The 16476-nt window shown below is 74.8% G+C and carries 12 protein-coding genes; 4 read left to right on the top strand and 8 right to left on the bottom strand.

Features of this window, described 5'->3' with window-relative positions; translation table 11 throughout:
• Positions 1-2616, bottom strand: a 2616-nt coding sequence (gene cphA, locus VGB14_20220) for a cyanophycin synthetase (protein ID HEX9995259.1), incomplete at its 3' end; no start/stop codon positions are given.
• A complete protein-coding gene (locus VGB14_20215) occupies positions 2613-3575 on the bottom strand; it encodes a cyanophycinase (GenBank protein ID HEX9995258.1) in 963 nt (320 codons plus the stop codon). The genes cphA and VGB14_20215, both read right to left, overlap by 4 nt.
• Before the next feature lie 57 nt (positions 3576-3632).
• Between VGB14_20215 and VGB14_20210 the strand changes: the two genes are divergently transcribed.
• Both VGB14_20210 and VGB14_20205 read left to right on the top strand, forming a co-directional pair.
• Positions 3633-4775, top strand: a complete 1143-nt coding sequence (locus tag VGB14_20210) for a zinc-dependent alcohol dehydrogenase (protein ID HEX9995257.1) — start codon at positions 3633-3635, stop codon at positions 4773-4775.
• Positions 4772-5806 (top strand): NAD-dependent epimerase/dehydratase family protein, encoded by a 1035-nt coding sequence (locus tag VGB14_20205; GenBank protein HEX9995256.1) that lies wholly within the window; start codon positions 4772-4774, stop codon positions 5804-5806. Before VGB14_20210 ends, VGB14_20205 begins: the two co-directional genes overlap by 4 nt.
• Before the next feature lie 16 nt (positions 5807-5822).
• Here VGB14_20205 and VGB14_20200 read toward each other — a convergent pair whose 3' ends face one another.
• The gene (locus VGB14_20200) at positions 5823-6200 is read right to left on the bottom strand and encodes a VOC family protein (GenBank protein HEX9995255.1); all 378 of its coding nucleotides are present in this window, start codon (positions 6198-6200) and stop codon (positions 5823-5825) included.
• Positions 6201-6214: 14 nt separating this feature from the next.
• Positions 6215-8254 (bottom strand): hypothetical protein, encoded by a 2040-nt coding sequence (locus tag VGB14_20195; GenBank protein ID HEX9995254.1) that lies wholly within the window; start codon positions 8252-8254, stop codon positions 6215-6217.
• A gap of 133 nt (positions 8255-8387) precedes the next feature.
• Here VGB14_20195 and VGB14_20190 point away from each other — a divergent pair, with 133 nt between their 5' ends.
• Positions 8388-9935, top strand: coding sequence for a galactose oxidase-like domain-containing protein (locus VGB14_20190; protein HEX9995253.1), 1548 nt, complete (start codon positions 8388-8390; stop codon positions 9933-9935).
• A gap of 16 nt (positions 9936-9951) precedes the next feature.
• Here VGB14_20190 and VGB14_20185 read toward each other — a convergent pair whose 3' ends face one another.
• The 3 genes from VGB14_20185 to VGB14_20175 all read right to left on the bottom strand — a co-directional run bounded on the left by VGB14_20185 (position 9952) and on the right by VGB14_20175 (position 14207).
• Positions 9952-11496 (bottom strand): Ppx/GppA phosphatase family protein, encoded by a 1545-nt coding sequence (locus VGB14_20185; GenBank protein HEX9995252.1) that lies wholly within the window; start codon positions 11494-11496, stop codon positions 9952-9954.
• Positions 11497-11531: 35 nt separating this feature from the next.
• A complete protein-coding gene (locus VGB14_20180; GenBank protein ID HEX9995251.1) occupies positions 11532-13760 on the bottom strand; it encodes a VCBS repeat-containing protein in 2229 nt (742 codons plus the stop codon).
• Positions 13761-13865: 105 nt separating this feature from the next.
• Complete coding sequence (locus VGB14_20175) at positions 13866-14207, bottom strand: hypothetical protein (GenBank protein ID HEX9995250.1); 342 nt, start codon at positions 14205-14207, stop codon at positions 13866-13868.
• A gap of 178 nt (positions 14208-14385) precedes the next feature.
• Here VGB14_20175 and VGB14_20170 point away from each other — a divergent pair, with 178 nt between their 5' ends.
• Positions 14386-15069 carry a TIGR00266 family protein gene (locus VGB14_20170; GenBank protein HEX9995249.1) on the top strand — a complete coding sequence of 228 codons (684 nt, stop codon included), beginning with the start codon at positions 14386-14388 and terminating at the stop codon, positions 15067-15069.
• A 55-nt stretch (positions 15070-15124) separates the two neighbouring features.
• On the opposite strand, the gene murF is transcribed toward VGB14_20170, so the two are convergent.
• Positions 15125-16453, bottom strand: coding sequence for a UDP-N-acetylmuramoyl-tripeptide--D-alanyl-D-alanine ligase (gene murF, locus VGB14_20165; GenBank protein HEX9995248.1), 1329 nt, complete (start codon positions 16451-16453; stop codon positions 15125-15127).
• Positions 16454-16476 lie beyond the last annotated feature (23 nt).

The following is a 16476-nucleotide window of genomic DNA, read 5'->3' as shown; positions in this document are numbered from 1 at the left end:
CATGGCCGCCCGCACGCCCTCGGCGATGATCCCCGGCGTCTCCCCCGGCGCCCGGCCCCGCAGGTTCCGGTCGTCGCGGGTGACGACGTGGTCGAAGTGGCGGGCGGCCACCTTGCCGAGCTCCCGCATGTCCTCGTCCCGCCGGTCGCCGGCCGTGGCGATCACCCCGATGCGGCGGTGGACCTCGATGTCGCCGGGCGGGGGCTCGGCCATCTGCTCCACGAAGTCGCCGAGCAGGCGCATGGCCGCCGGGTTGTGGGCGTAGTCGATCACCACCCGCACGCCGTGCAGGTCGAACACGTTCAGCCGGCCGGGGGCCAGGTAGTACGACGTGGTGAACGTGCGCAGGCCCTGGCGGATGTCGTGCAGGTGGGCGCCGGCGGCGTAGGCGGCGGCCGCGGCGGCGAGCGCGTTCTGCACGTTCATGCGGGCCCGGCCCTCGAACGTCGACGGCAGCAGGTGCGACCAGGCGAGCGGCATCGACTTGCGCCCGTGGCGGATGACGATCATGTCCCCGAGCGAGCCGGGCTCGAGCACGACGGCCCGGCCGCCCCGCCGGCAGTGGTCGTCGACCAGCTCCGAGTCCGGCCGCATCGAGAACCAGATCACCTGGCCGCTGCACGCCCGGCGCATGCCGGCGACGAGCGGGTCGTCGGCGTTGAGCACGGCGAAGCCGTCCCGGGGGACGGCCTCGACCACCACCTGCTTCACGTCGGCCAGGTCCTCGAGCGTCTCGATCCCGCCGAGGCCGAGGTGGTCGCCGCTGACGTTCAGCACCACCCCGACGTCGTTGCGCTGGTAGCCGAGGCCCTCGCGCAGGATCCCGCCCCTCGCCACCTCGAACACCGCCAGGTCGACCCGCGGGTTCTGCAGGACCATCCTCGCCGACTTCGGCCCGGAGGCGTCCGCCCGGAGCACGAGGCGCTCGTCGACGACGATGCCGTCGGTCGAGGTCATCCCGACCGTGCGCCCCATCCCCTTGAAGATGTGGGCGATCATCCGCGCCGTCGTCGTCTTGCCGTTGGTGCCGGTGACGGCGACGATCGGGATGCGGCTCGGCGTGCCCGGCGGGAACAGCAGGTCGAGCACGGGCTTGGCGACGTACTGGGGCTCGCCCACCGTCGGGTGGGTGTGCATGCGGAACCCGGGGGCGGCGTTCACCTCGACGATGGCCCCGCCCACCTCCCGCACCGGCTGGGTGATGTCGGGGGCGACGAAGTCGATTCCGGCGACGTCGAGGCCGACGACCTGGGCGGCCTCCTCGGCGATCTCGACGTTGTCGGGGTGGGCCTCCTCGGTCCGGTCGATGGAGATGCCGCCGGTCGACATGTTGGCGGTGAGCGTCAGCTTCACCATCCGGCCGGCCGGGGGCACGTCGTCCATCTCGAAGCCCTGGCTGCGGACCAGCTCGACCGCGGCGTCGTCGATCCGGATGCGGGTGAGCACCTTCTCGTGGCCGATGCCCCTGCGGGGGTCGGCGTTGGTCTCGGCGACGAGCTGGGCGACGGTCTGGCGGCCGTCGCCGATCACGTGGGCCGGCACCCGCTCGGCCAGCGCGACCATCCGCCCGCCGACGACCAGCACCCGGTAGTCGTTGCCGTGCACGTAGGTCTCGACCACCACCCAGCCCCTGCGGGCCTCCTCGCGGGCGCCGGCGAACCCGGCCCGGACGGCGGCCTCGTCCCGCAGGTCGAGGGCGACCCCCCGCCCGTGGTTGCCGTCGAGCGGCTTGACGACGACCGGGTAGCCGATGCGCTCGGCCGCCCGCACGGCGCCGTCCTCCGTGCGCACCGGGATCGACCGGGGCACGGGCAGCCCGGCGGCCGACAGGAGCTTGTTGGTGAGCTCCTTGTCGCTGGCGATGTCCGTCGCGAGGGCCGAGGTCTGCGACGTCATCGTCGCCCTGATCCGCTTCTGGTAGACGCCCTGGCCGAGCTGGACGAGCGAGTGGTCGTTCAGCCGCAGCCAGGGGATGTCCCGCAGCGCGGCCTCGTCCAGGATGGCCTGGGTGGACGGGCCGAACGCGGCCCGCTCGGCGGTGAGGATGAGCCGCTCCTGCTCGGCCTCGAAGTCGAACCCGTCCTCGGCGCTGACGAGGTGGTTGACCAGGCGGACGGCCAGCTCGCCGGCAGCGACGCCGACGGTCTCGTCGCCGTAGCCGTAGATGACGTGGTACTGACCCCTCGGGCCGGCGCCCCTCGTCTTGCCCCTGCGGATCTCCGAGCCGGCCTCCCGCTGGAGCTGGAGGGCGACGTGCTCGGCGACGTGGCCGAGCCAGGTGCCCTCCCGGAGCCGCTCGACGAACCCGCCGGGCCGGCCGCGCGAGCAGGCGTGGTCGTGGAGGCCGGGGAGCAGCTCGAGGAGCCGGTCGGTGAACCCGGGCAGCGTGTTGGTCGGCCAGTCCTCGAGGGAGCCGAGGTCGACCAGCAGGTGGACGGCCGGCTCGTAGGACCAGTAGTTGGGGCCCCGGTAGACCCGGGTGCGCAGGATCTTCAGGTCGGGCGCGGCCGGCGGGCGCTCGCCGTCGGCCGCCGTCGCGGCGCGCGGCGACGGCTCGTCGGTGGCGTCGCCCCGGTGCCGAGGGTCGACCTGCCGCCCCGTGGTCGACTCGCTCACTCCGAGGCCTCCTCCTCTCGCGCCACCGCCCGGCGGGCCCGCTGGCGGGCGTTGCGCTGCACCACCCGGTCGTCGGCGCCCTCGGCCGCCATCCGCCGGGCCAGCCGGGCCGCCGTCGGCGCCACCCCCGTCCGCGCCCGGGGCGGGCGGTCCTCGTCCCCGGCGTCCGCCCGGCCGGCCACCTTCCTCGCCGCCAGGTCGAAGCGCCACCCGGCGGGCAGCGAGTGCAGCACGGCGCCGGACACCATGATCCTGGCCGTCTGGTTGGCCTCGTAGGCGTCGGACTCCACCTCGCGCCCGTCCACCACCGTGACCGCGCCCTTGCCGATCACGTGGAAGGTGCCGTCGGGCGGGAAGACGGCGGCCGTGTCCTCGTCCACGCCGATGCCGAGCAGGCTGGGCGACAGGGCGACCAGGGCCATCAGCCGCCCGATCCTCGTCCGCTGCTCGAAGTGCTGGTCGATGATCATGCCGGGCAGCAGGTTGAGCCCGGCGCAGAGCTGGGCCATCCGCTGGCGGGGGACGGCGCCGCCGGCCCCGAACGCCACCATGTGCGAGGTGAGCGCGCTGGCCCCGGCCGAGGTGCCGCCGACCACCGCTCCGGCCGCGTTGGCGGCGAGGAGGGCGTCGCCGAGCGCGGTGCCGGCGACCACGGTCGACAGCCGCACCTGGTTGCCGCCGGTCATGAACACGCCGGTCACGCCGTCGAGCTGGCCGACCGTGGCGGGGTCGCCGGCCTCCTGCCGGGTGACCGGCCGCAGGCCCCGCACGTCGGACACGCCGTAGCCCGAGAAGACCGACCGGTAGACCTCCGTGGCCTGGTCGCCGAGGGCCGACGCCGTGGAGATCACGGCCAGGCGGGCGTCGGCGCCACCGGCCAGCCGGACGAACTCGCCGAGGATCTTGCGGCGGCCGAGCTTGTCCTCGGCGCCTCCGATGGCGATGAGCGCGCCGGGCACCGGGGCAGCGTACCGCTGCCAGTTTTGACCGCCCGGCACGGGGGCAGGGGTGGCGGCATGAAGGCCGTCGTGTGGCACGGGAAAGAGCAGCTCTCCGTCGACGAGGTCGACGACCCGAGGATCGAGGAGCCCACCGACGCGATCGTGCGGATCACCTCGACCGCCATCTGCGGGTCCGACCTCCACCTCTACAAGGGCATCGCCATCGGCATGAAGGACGGCGACATCGTCGGCCACGAGCCCATGGGGGTCGTCGAGGAGGTCGGCCCCGAGGTGACCGGGATCGCCCCCGGCGACCGGGTCGTGGTCCCGTTCAACATCTCCTGCGGGCACTGCCACACGTGCCGGCGGGGCTACTACTCGCAGTGCGAGACCACCCAGAACCGGACGGTGCGCAAGGGCGCCAGCCTGTTCGGCTACACCCACCTGTACGGCGGGGTGGCCGGCGGCCAGGCCGAGTACCTGCGGGTCCCCCAGGCCCACTTCGGCCCGATCAAGGTGCCCGAGGGCCCGCCCGACGACCGGTTCCTGTTCCTGTCGGACGTGCTGCCCACGTCGTGGCAGGCCGTGGACTACGCCGACCTCGAGCCGGGTGGCACCACGGTCGTGTTCGGCCTCGGCCCGATCGGGCAGATGTCGGCCCGCATCGCCCGCCACCTCGGCCAGGAGCGGGTGATCGGCATCGACCCCGTCCCCGAGCGGCGGGCCATGGCCGAGCGCCACGGCATCGAGACCCTCGACCCGAACGCCGTCGACGACGTCACCGACGCCCTGTTCGACCTGACCTCCGGCGGCGCCGAGTCGGTCATCGACGCGGTCGGCACCGAGGGCGGCGGGTCCACGGTCGACTCCGTGCTCCAGGCCGTCAAGGTCCAGCCGGACAAGCTCAACGTGCTGCGCAACGCCATCGGTTCGGTGCGGCGGGGCGGCACCCTGTCGATCAGCGGCGTGTACTTCGGGCACTACCCGCTCTATCCGCTGGGCGACGTGTTCGACAAGCAGATCACCGTGCGGGTCGGGCAGGCCAACGTGCGCCGCTGGGTCGACGACCTGATGCCGCTGCTGACCGACGAGGACCCCCTCGGCGTCCACGACCTCGTCACCCACCGCGTCCCGCTGTCGGACGCGCCGAAGGCCTACGAGCAGTTCCAGCAGAAGACCGACGGCACGATCAAGGTGGTCCTGGAGCCGGGCGCATGAGGATCGCCGTCACCGGGGCCACCGGCAACGTCGGCACCAGCCTGCTCGACGCCCTCGAGCGGGACCCGCAGGTCGAGTCGGTGGTCGGCGTGGCCAGGCGGCAGCCGGGGCCGGAGGCGTCGGGCCGGTGGGCCAAGGCCACCTGGGTCGAGGCCGACGTGGCGGAGGGCGACGGGCTCACCGAGGCCTTCCGGGGCGCGGACGCCGTCGTCCACCTGGCCTGGCTCATCCAGCCGTCCCACCGGGTCGACGTGCTGTGGAAGGCCAACGTGGTCGGCAGCCGCAGGGTGCTCGAGGCGGTCGCCGCCGCCGGCGTGCCGGCGCTCGTCCACGCCTCCTCGGTCGGGGCCTACTCCCCCGGGCCGAAGGAGCCGGTGGACGAGTCCTGGCCGACCGACGGGATCGCCACCTCGCCCTACTCGTGGCAGAAGGCGTACGTGGAGCGCCTGCTCGACGTGTTCGAGCGGGACTGGCCCGAGGTGCGGGTGGTGCGCTTGCGGCCCGGGCTGATGCTGAAGGGCGAGGCCGCCACCGGCGTGCGGCGCCTGTTCCTCGGGCCGCTGCTGCCCAACCGCGTCCTCCCCCAGCAGCTGGCGACGGCCATCCGCAAGGCGCCGGCCCGCTTCCAGGTGCTCCACGCCGACGACGGCGGCGAGGCGTTCCACCTCGCCTGCGTGCGGGACGTGCGGGGCCCGTTCAACCTGGCCGCCGAGCCCGTCCTCGGCAGCCAGGACCGCAACCGGCCCTTCCTCGCCGCCGCCCGCGGCGCGGCCAGGGCCGCCTGGGCCCTGCACCTCCAGCCGGCCGACCCCGGCTGGGTCGACCTCGTGCAGCACACCCCGCTCCTCGACACGACGCGGGCGAGGACCGAGCTCGGCTGGATGCCGGCCCACACCGCCGACGAGGCCGTCGACGACCTCGTCGCCGGCCTCCGGGGCGGCGACACGGCCGAGACCCCGCCGCTCGCCGCCGAGACGAGCGGCCCGGCCCGCTCCCACGAGCTCGCCACCGGCATCGGCCAGCGCCCCTAGCGGGGGGCCGCCCGGCTCAGCCGTCGGCGAACAGGCAGAACGGGTGGCCGGCCGGGTCGAGCATGACCCTGACCCCCTCCTGGGGCTGGAACCCCGCCACCCGGGCGCCGGCGTCGACGGCCCAGGCGACGGCCGCCTCCAGGTCGGCGACCTCGACGTCGAGGTGGACCATCATCTGCTGGGCACCGGGCTCGGGCGGCCACACCGGCGGCTCGTAGGCGTCCTCCAGCTGGAACGACAGCCCGGTGCCGCCGCCCGGCGGGCGCAACGTCACCCAGTCCGGCTCGTCGGTCCCGATCGACCACCCGAGCAGCCGCTCGTAGAACCGGCCGAGCGCCTGCGGGTCCGGCGCCCCGAGCACCGCCGACGTCAACGACATCTCCGGTCGATCCATCTGCGCCTCCTCGGCTACGGCTCGGACCGGCAGGGGTCGTCGCCGCACACCTCGACGAGCGCCCCGTCCGGGGCGAGGAACGCCAGCACCTGCTCGACCGCCCGGGGCTCGCCCCTGGCCATGCCGTGGGGGTCCTCGCCGTACTCGGGCGGGCGGGGCGGCTCGGGGCCGGTGGGCGGGGCCGGCGTGCCGAAGTCCCACACCACGAGGGCGGAGCCGTCGTAGGGGAACGACGGCACGGCCTCGATGCCCCAGAACGGCTCGTCGTCGGTGCTGCGGCCGTCGGCCAGGGCCGGCTGGCGCACGGCGGCGCCGATCGTCCTCGCCATCACCTCGGTCCCCACGTTGGCCACCTGGTGGTCGCCGAACGCCTCGACGAGCAGCACGTCGTGGGCCGGCGTGCCCTCGTACGGGTCGTCCGTCATGTGGCGGGCGTAGGCGCTCGACTCGCCCCGGTCCCACAGCACCTGGATCAGGCCGAGGCCGACGGCCCGGTCGAGCGGGTCGGGGTAGGCGTCGTCGAGCAGGTCGGAGAACGGGTCCCAGTCGACGCTGCGGGGCAGCAGGGTGGCGTAGCCCATGCCCGGCACGCCGAGCACGGCCCTCGTCCACTCGGTCGACACGGCCGTCGCCGCCCCGCCCATGATCCCGCCCTGGCTGTTGCCGTCGAACGCCGTGTCGCCCACCCGCAGCACGGGCCGGCCGTCGTCGCCGAGGAACGCCGGGTCGCTCGCCAGCCCGTCCTCGCTGTTCAGCAGCCGCCCGAGCACGACCGTGTTCAGGATGCCCTGCTGGGTGCGGTCGGCCAGGGTCGGGAAGCGGGACAGGTCGGCCAGGATCCCGGCCACGGTGCCGAGGTCCTCCCCGGACATGCCGATCCAGTCGGTGGCGCAGAGGACGAGGTCGCCCTCGTCGGCCAGCTCCCCGTACGAGTCGACCTCCTCCGCCGACCCGAGCAGCCCGTGCCCGTACACGACCGGCTGGCCGGGCGCCGCGAGCGCGGCGTCGGGGACGAGGCACACGAACCGGGCCGGGTAGTCGCCCTGGCGCTCGGGCAGGCCGTCGTCGCCGAGCACCATGCGGGACCCGCTGGCCCCGTCGCCGTCGAGGTACAGGGGCACGTCGAAGGTCCCCGTCACCCGGCGGGCCACGCCCGGGCCGGGCGCCGGCTCGACGGCGGTGACCGTGAACGGCGGCGCCCCGCCGTCGCCGAAGGAGGCGAGCGCGTCGTCCCGCATGTGCAGCAGCCGCTCGGAGAGGTTGCGGGCGCTGGCGACGGTGAAGTCCCAGGCGAGGGACAGGTCGTCGCGCTCGACCCCCGCGTCGGCCAGCGCGGCGAACACCTCCTCCATGGCCGGGCGGCGGTCCTCGACCTCGGGCACGTCGGTGGCCGTGCCGTCCCGGTAGGCGGCGAACACCTCGCCGGGCGCGATCGCCTCGCCGTCGCCGTCGACCAGGCCCCGCAGGCCGACCACGAACCGGTGGCCCTCGGCGAGGGCGACGGCCGGGTGGACGGTGACGACGGGCGTGGCCGTGCCGGCCGTGGCCACGTCGACCTCGGCCCAGTACGGCCACCGCTCGCCGGTGTCGGCGTCCACGAGCACGATCGGGGCGTCCTCGTCGAGCGACGCGGCGACGTCGGTGACCGGGGCGGCACCGCTCGCCTCCAGGTCGACGCCGGGCACGACGGCGAGGATCGGCGTCGACGGGCTCCACCCGTCGTTGCCGGCCCACGCCGCCGGGTCGACGGGGGTGCCGCCGGCGTTGGCCGGCTTGGCCGCCTCGGGGTTGGCGAGGCGGACGCCGGTGTCGGCGCCGTCGTCGGGCGCCTCGAAGCGCGAGCTCGGGAACGGCAGCAGGCAGTGGGCCGGGTCGAGGGGGTCGCAGTGGTCGGCGTCGGGCACCTCGAGGTCGGCGACCACGGCCGGCGCCGTCGTGGTCGACGTGGCGGCCTCGCCGGCGTCGTCGCCCTCCCCCGCCGACCCCGTGCACCCCGTGCACGCGGCCAGCACGGCCGCCACGACGACGACCCGGCACCGGCCCGCAGCCCGCATGGGGCCACCCTAGGCCCGGCGTTTTCGTGGCTGCGGTACCGCGATCCGTGATTCTTCGGGTTCTTCTGTTTACGCACAGTGGTCGCGTGGCACTATGGCGATCGCTGGAGGGAGCCCAGCGGGAGGCGAGACGATGGAGGACCCGGGCGACCGTTCGCGTCGGGACGAGGGGCGCCGGCTGAGCCGCCGGCAGCTGCTGGCCAGGATGGGCGTGGGCGTCGCCGCCGTGCACGCGCGCTGGCTCATCGGCGACCGCGCCTGGGCCGCCGGCGACACCGTCGACGAGTGGGCCTGCGAGCTCGAGACCCAGCAGGCCGTCCGCACCGGCCTCGTCGACCCGCCGCCCTCCGGGGACCCCGCGCTGGTCGGCCAGTGGAGCGCGTCCTGGCTGCCGCCATTCCGGGTCACGGCCGTCCACACGGTCGTGCTCCACACCGGCTGGGTCCTCCTCCTCCGCGGCCCCGACGCCTGCGTGTGGGACCCGGTCGGCGGCTCCTCGCTGCGCTGCGACCCGCCCGTCGACGTGTTCTGCGCCGGGCAGGCGGTCCTCGGCGACGGCAGCGTGCTGTTCGCCGGCGGCCGCGAGGGCGTGAACCCGAGGGGCGCCAAGCACGTCGTCACCTTCGACCCCGTCACCCTGGAGTGGACGCACTGGCCGGACATGCGGGGCGGCCGCTGGTACCCGACGGTGACCACCCTGGCCGACGGCCGGGCGATCATCACGAGCGGCATGCTCGAGGACGGCCGCACCATCAACGGCGCCGTCGACCTGTACGACGGCGGCACCGTCACCCGGGTGCTGTCCAAGGCGTTCGAGCTGTACCCGAAGCAGCACGTGCTCCCCGACGGCCGGGTGGTCGTCACCGGCCCCGAGCCGAGGGACGCGGCGATCATCGACCCGAGCGACTGGTCCCGCACCTCGATCCGGCGGATGAACGAGCGCCACCACAACGGCCCGTGCGTCATCATGCCGAACGCCGAGGGGCTCCCCCACGAGATCATGGTGATCGGCGGCAACGGCACCCGCTCGTCGTCGGCCGGCGGGCCGACCGCGAGCTGCGAGTGGTACGACTCGACCCACCCGTCGGGCCAGTGGCGGTCGAGGGCGTCGCTGCCCGAGCCGAGGGCGTGGTCCAACGCCGCCATCCTCCCGGACGGCGCCGTGCTCCTCGTCGGCGGCGGCAACGCCGTCGGACCGACGCGCCAGACCCTCCGGTACTCGTCGTCGTCGGACACGTGGCAGCCGATGGCCACCCAGGCCGAGGCCCGGCGCTACCACTCGACGGCCGTGCTCCTCCCCGACGGCCGCGTGCTGTCGGCCGGCGACACCACCAGGGGCGGCGGCGGCCCCCGCCTCGAGGTGTACTCGCCCCCGTACCTGTTCCGCGGGGCGAGGCCGACGATCACCGACGCGCCCGCCGAGGTGGCGTGGGGGCAGCAGTTCACGGTGTCCACGCCGGACACGATCACGAGGGCCGTGCTCGTGCGGCCGGCGGCCACCACCCACGCCCTCGACATGAACCAGCGCCACGTGGACCTGAAGTTCACGTCGGCGCCGGGCGCCATCACCGCGACCGCGCCGGTGGGCGGGTCCGCCCCGGCGGGCTGGTACATGCTCTTCCTGCTGAATGGAGACGGCGTGCCGTCCGTGGCCCGCTTCGTGAAGGTCATCCCGACCTAGCGGCGGTCGGGCGACCTCACTCGTCGACCACGAAGCGCACGCGCACGCCGAGCGCGTCCTCGAGCAGGCCGGCCCGCTGCTCGGCCGTGTACACCTCGAGCCCGGCGTCGCCGTCGACCTTCAGGTGGATCGCCACCCGGCGGCCCGAGCGGGCCACCGACACCCCCCGCACCACGCCGGCGTGGCTCCGGTCGAGGGCGATGGCGATGCGCAGGATGCCGGCCAGCACCCGCACGACGTGCTGGTCCTCGGCGTCGAGGGCGGCGAACTCGTGGTGGCTGGGCTTGGGCGCGCTCTTGCGGTGGTACCGGGCGACCTGGGCGATGACCTCGACCTCGGAGTCGGTGAACCCGGTCAGGTGCTCGGCGTTGCGGATGATGTAGTAGGCGTGCAGGTGGTGGCGGCTGTGGGCGATGAACAGCCCCACGTTGGCGAGCAGCGCGGCCGCCTCCAGCCACTCCTCGCACACCTCGGGGAGGCGGTGCCGGTCGGCCAGCCCCTCGTAGAGCTGGAGGGCGAGCTCGGCGCTGTGCTCGCCGTGCTCCCGCTCCTCCGGGTAGATGTCGGCCAGGTGGCGGACGCTGCGCTCGCGCAGGTCGCGCAGGTGGTGGAGCCCCTCGTCCTGGCGGCGCTGGATGGTGTCGAGGAGGATGCCCTCGCGGAGGGCGGAGTCGGCCACGACCATCTCGGTGATGCCGAGCTCGGCGAAGACCTGCTCGAGCAGGACGGCCCCGCCGAGGATGATGTCGGCCCTGCGGGGGTCGAGGCCGGGCACCTTCAGCCGGTCCTTCGCCGTGTGCGCCTTGACGAGCGAGGCGACGACGGCGTCGAGCTCGGCCCTCGTGATCGTCGCCCCGCTGACCGAGCGCAGCGGCGGGCCGCCCCGGCGGGCCTGCACCATCTCGGCGACGTTGAGGATCGTGCCCGAGCTGCCGGCCGCGACCTCGAAGCCGAGCCGGCCGACCTCGCGCGCCACGCCGATCACCATCGAGCGGACGTAGCGGCGGCACTCGTCGACGGCCTTGCGCCGCACCGGCTCCTCGGCGAAGAACCGGTCGGTCAGGCGGATGGCGCCGAGCTTCAGGCTGCGGGCCTCGAGCACCTCGCCCTGCTGGCCGACGACGACCTCCGTGCTGCCGCCGCCGATGTCGACGAGCACCAGGCGGCGGTCGAACACGGGCAGGGCCTGGAGGACGCCGAGGTGGATGAGGCGGGCCTCCTCCACGCCGGACACGACGTCCACGTCCACGCCGGCCTCGTCGCGGGCCCGGCGGAGGAAGTCGGCCCGGTTCTCGGCCTCCCGCACGGCGCTCGTGGCGACGGCCCGCAGGTCGGCGCCGAAGATCTCGGCGACCTGGCGGAAGCGGGCGAGGGCGGCGACGCCCCGGTCGACGGCGTCCGGGGCGAGGCGCTTCATGTCGCCCGACCCGGAGCCGAGCCGGACGACCTCCTTCTCCCTGGCGAGGACCTCGAACCGGCCCGTGCCCGCCACCCTGGCGACGAGCAGGTGGAACGAGTTGGTCCCGACGTCGACGGCCGCGAGCACCGTGGGACGGTCCACGGCGCCACCCTACGGCGCCGCGGGCCGCCGCCCGCTCAGCGGGCCCGGTTCACGTAGACGCTGTAGAGGCCGCGGTCGGTCGGGTTGATCGAGAACACGTCCGGGCGCCCGTCGCCGGTGAAGTCGGCGACGACCCTGGCGGTGGACGAGGTGGCGATGAGCTCGACCGGGCCGGTGAACGTGCCGGTCCCGTCGTTGACGGCGACGGCGAGCGAGGCGAACCCGCCGCCGACGACGTCGAGGTCGCCGTCGCCGTCGAAGTCGGCGGCGTCGATGTCCCCCATCGGGAAGGGCGGGTACGGGTAGAAGGTGATCGGCCCGAGGGCGGTGCCGGTGGCGAGGCTCACCCGGATGCCGCTGCGGCCGCCGTTCGAGCCCCTCGTGCCGCTGGCCACCACGTCGAGGCGGCCGTCGCCGTTCAGGTCGGCGACGAGCCCGGGGGTGGACGGGTTGCCGTCGAAGCCGAGCGTCTGGACCGACGTGAACGTGCCGTCGCCGTTGCCCCGCAGGACCCGGATGTAGCCGTTGCCGAAGTCCGGGCCGCCGGTCTTCACGATGTGGACGAGGTCGACGACGCCGTCGCCGGTCACCTCGAGGAGGTGGGTCCCGTACTGGGAGAAGGCGGCCACGCCGGACAGCAGGGGCGCCTGGAAGGTGCCGTTGCCGTTGCCCCGCAGGACGGCGACCTGGGTGTTGGTGCGGCCGACGATGTCGACGTGGCCGTCGCCGTTCACGTCGCCGACCGCCACGGACTCGTTGCTGGCGTTCCAGTCGCCGGTGGCGAGCCGGGTCGGGCCGGAGAACCCGCCGGCGCCGTTGCCGGTGAAGACGGCCAGGTTGTTGGGCAGCGGGCCGATGTGGGTCAGGCCGGCGACCACGTCGAGCCTGCCGTCCTCGTTCAGGTCGGCGAGGCGGATCTGGCCGACGCCCTCGGACACGCCGTTGGTGCCGACGACCGACGTGAACCGCCCGGCGCCCCGCCCGAGGTGGGCGGCGATGCGCGAGCTCAGGGTGACGACGTCGGCGAGGCCGTCGTTGTTGACGTCGCCGGTCTCGGGGGCACCGAGGGCGGTCGTGACCGTCGACTGCGGGGCCTTGAGCTTCCCGTTGCCGGCGTTCAGCGTGGCGTAGACGAGGCCGGGGTCGGACGAGAAGGCGACGAGGTCGAGCCGGCCGTCGCCGTCGAGGTGGACCGGCGTCGGGTCGTCGTTGCCGGTCGTCCAGTAGGTGCTGCCGCCGAAGGTGCCGTCGCCGTTGCCCCGCAGCAGGACGACGATGTTGCTCTCCTCGGCGTAGTCGTTGTTGACGACGAGGTCGGCGACGCCGTCGCCGGTCCAGTCGCCGGCGGCGATCGAGCCGGTGGCGAAGGAGACGTCCTGGTAGGTGGGGCCGGCGGCGAAGGTGCCGTCGCCCCGGCCGAGGCCGATCTGCACGTCGCCGTTCGAGCCGGTGGCGAGGGCGAGGTCGGGCACGGCGTCGCCGTTGAGGTCGGCGACCGCCAGCTCCATGCCGGACAGGCCGCTGCCCATGTCGAACACCTGCTCGGAGAAGGCGCCGCCGCCCTGGTTGAGCATGGACCAGATGGGGCCGCCGGCCGCGCCGACCAGGTCGGGCCGGCCGTCGCCGTTCACGTCCGCGACCTCGAGGTCGTAGGCGTCCCACGAGCGGGGCAGGTCGACGGCGGCGGAGAACCGGCCGGTGCCGAGGCCGGTGAACAGCTTCACCGTCGCGGCGCCGCCCTCGTAGAGGAAGACGAGGTCGAGGTGGCCGTCGCCGGTGAAGTCGGCGACCTCGATGTGGCCGTCGCCGGCCAGGAGTGTCTGGCCGAGCGTGAACGTGCCCGTGCCGGTGCCGAGGAGGATGCGGATGGGGCCGGCCCCGCCGGTCGTGCCGGTGACGACGGCGGCGTCGAGCTTGCCGTCCTCGTCGAAGTCGCCCGGGGCGACCTCCTGGGTGCCGTTCTGGATGCCGACGCTCGTGCGGACGGGGTCGGCCAGGTTGCCGGCGCCGTCGCCGCGCAGCACGGCCACGCCGCCGGTGAAGGCGTCGGGGCCGAGGTTGGCGACGACGACGTCGGCCCGGCCGTCGCCGGTGAAGTCGCCGGTGGCGACGTCCTGGGGCAGCACGCCGCCGCCGGGCGTGCGGTCGGGGACCACGAACCGGGGACCGGCCGCCGCGGCCGACGCCGAGCCGGGCGCCACCGTCGCCACCGCCCCGAGCACGAGGCCGGCCACCGCCGCCCTCCACGTCCACTGCCTCGCCACCGCGTCACCCCTCGCTCGTTCGCCCTCCGGGACCTTCGGCGAAGGTAACGACGGGCTCGGTTAAGCGAAGGCCCCCGGCCGGCTAAGAGGCCGGTAGGGCCGTGGCTAGGGCGCGCAGGCCCAGGGCCGCCAGCCCTGCTCGGACCACAGGCTGGCCGCCACGTGGGAGTTCGGGCCGGCGTCGAGCATGTCCGACCACGTGTAGCCGAGGCTCCTGGCCCTGGCCTCGTGGTAGGTCTTGCTCAGCTGGAAGAGGCCGTAGTAGTCGCCGTTGCGGGCCTCCTCGTTCAGGCCCGACTCGCAGCGCGCCACGTCGATGGCGTCTTCCTTGTCCTGCATGGTGGCGCCGTACCGGTCGAACCACACGTGGATGATCTCCTCGGTGGTGCACCCGGTCAGCAGCAGCACGCTGACCACGACGGCGGCCAGCCCCAGTCTCCAACGCACTCGTACGACTCCTCACACCCCGGCGGGCCGGACGGCTCGCCCCCTGGTCCCGACCCGGTCACCATCGGCAGCGGGGCCGGGAAGATGACGGAACCGTAGTCGAGGTTGCGGTCGTGTGACGAATCCGGGACGAGTGCGGCGAGGCCACCGGGCGGCCGGGCCGCGTTACGGTCGCCGGGTGCACGTCGACGTCCGCCACAACCCGTCATTCGCCGTCGCCCGCGTCGGCCTCGACCCCGGGGAGCAGGTGAAGGCCGAGTCCGGCGCCATGATGGCGACCTCCTACGGGGTCGCCGTCGAGGCCAGCACCCAGGGCGGGCTGCTCAAGGGCCTGAAGCGCTCGGTCCTCGGCGGCGAGAGCCTGTTCATCACCACCTACACGGCGCCGCCGGCCGGCGGCTGGGTGGACGTCGCCCACCACCTGTCCGGCGACGTGCTCGCCGCCGGCGTCACCCCCGACCAGCCGATGTCGATCACCCGGGGCTCGTGGCTGGCCTCCTCCGCCGGCGTCGAGCTCGACACCAAGTGGGGCGGGTTCAAGAACCTGGTCGGCGGCGAGGGCGGGTTCCTCGTGCGGGCCATGGGCCACGGCACCGTCGTGCTCGCCTGCTACGGCGCCCTGGACACGATCACGCTCGGCCCGGGGGAGTCGGTGACGATCGACAGCGGCCACGTCGTCGCCTTCGGGCCGACCGTCACCAGCCAGCTGCGCAAGGTGGCGACGGGCATGATGGCCACCCTCAAGTCGGGCGAGGGCCTGGTGTTCGACTTCACCGGCCCCGGGTGGGTGATGACCCAGAGCCGCAACCCGTCGGCGCTCGAGGCCTGGATCCGCTCGGTCGTCCCCACCCAGTCGGGCTAGGGCGGCCGGGGACGCCTCGGCCGGGCCGGCGCCTCCGCCGCCAGCCCCGGCCCGGCTACGCCCCTTGCGTTCCCGCGCCGGCGCCGCCGGAAACGAGCGTCTCGGCCAGCCGCTCCAGGCCGTGGACCCGGCTGCCCTTCACGAGCACGGCGTCGCCCTCGCCGACCGGGCCGAGGGCGGCGAGCGCGGCGGCCAGGTCGGGCACGTCCTCGCCGCCGTAGTCGGGCGCGCCGACGGCCACGATGCGCACGCCGAGGGACCGGGCCAGGTCGCCGACCTCCCGGTGGGCGGCGGCCGACCCCTCCCCCAGCTCGGCCATCCCGCCGAGGACGGCCACCCGCCGGCGGGCCGGCAACCGGGCCAGGGACCGCAGGGCGGCGGCCGTGGACACGGGGTTGGCGTTGTAGGCGTCGTTCAGCACCACCGCCCCCGAAGGCGCCGTCACCAGCTCCATCCGCCACGCCGACACGGCGGCCTCGGACAGCCCGGCGGCGACGTCGTCCAGGGTGGCGCCGGCGGCGACGGCGGCCGCCGCGGCCGCCAGCGCGTTCGCCACCTGGTGCTCGCCCCTGGCCGCGAGGCGGACGGGGACGGCGCCCCACGGCGACACGAGCGTGAAGCGGGCCCGCAGGTCGTCGCCCACCTCCACGTGCTCGGCCCGGACGTCGCCGGCCACCCCGAAGCGCAGGACGGTCGCCCTCGTGCGGCCGGCCATGGCCGCCACCAGCGGCTGGTCGGCGTTGAGCACGGCGGTGCCCGACGGCGGCAGGGCCTCGACCAGCTCGCCCTTGGCCACCGCCACCTCCTCCACCGACCCGAACAGCTCGGTGTGGGCCATGCCGACGGTGGTGACGACCCCGACCGTCGGCCGGGCCACCTCGCACAGCGCGGCGATGTGGCCCCGACCCCTCGCGCCCATCTCGAGGACGACGGCCTCGGCGTCGGCCGGGGCGTTCAGGAGCGTGAGGGGCAGGCCCAGCTCGTTGTTGAACGACCGGGGGCTGGCCGCCGTGCGGAACGGGCGAGCGAGGACGGCGGCCAGCAGGTCCTTCACCGACGTCTTGCCGACCGAGCCGGTGATGCCGACGACCCGGTCGGGCAGCCGGGCCCGGGCGGCGGCGCCGAGGCGGGTCAGGGCGGCGGCCGTGTCGGCCACGACCACGGCCGTGCCGCCCACCGGCGGCCGGGACGTGAGGTAGGCGGCGGCGCCGGCGGCCAGCGCGGCGGGGACGAAGTCGTGGCCGTCCCTGGCCGCCACGACCGGCACGAACAGCTCCCCGCCCCGCACGGCGCGGGAGTCGACGGTCGCCCCGTCCACCTCCACCTCGGGCCCGGCCAGCTCGCCCCCGGCGGCCTCCGCCACCTCCGTCGCTCGCAACCTCACGGGACCGGGACCGTACCCGGGGT

Source organism: Acidimicrobiales bacterium (assembly GCA_036399815.1).
Classification (GTDB): domain Bacteria; phylum Actinomycetota; class Acidimicrobiia; order Acidimicrobiales; family DASWMK01; genus DASWMK01.
The sequence above is the reverse complement of the archived record's forward strand: the minus strand, read 5'-3'. Positions and strand labels throughout refer to the sequence as shown.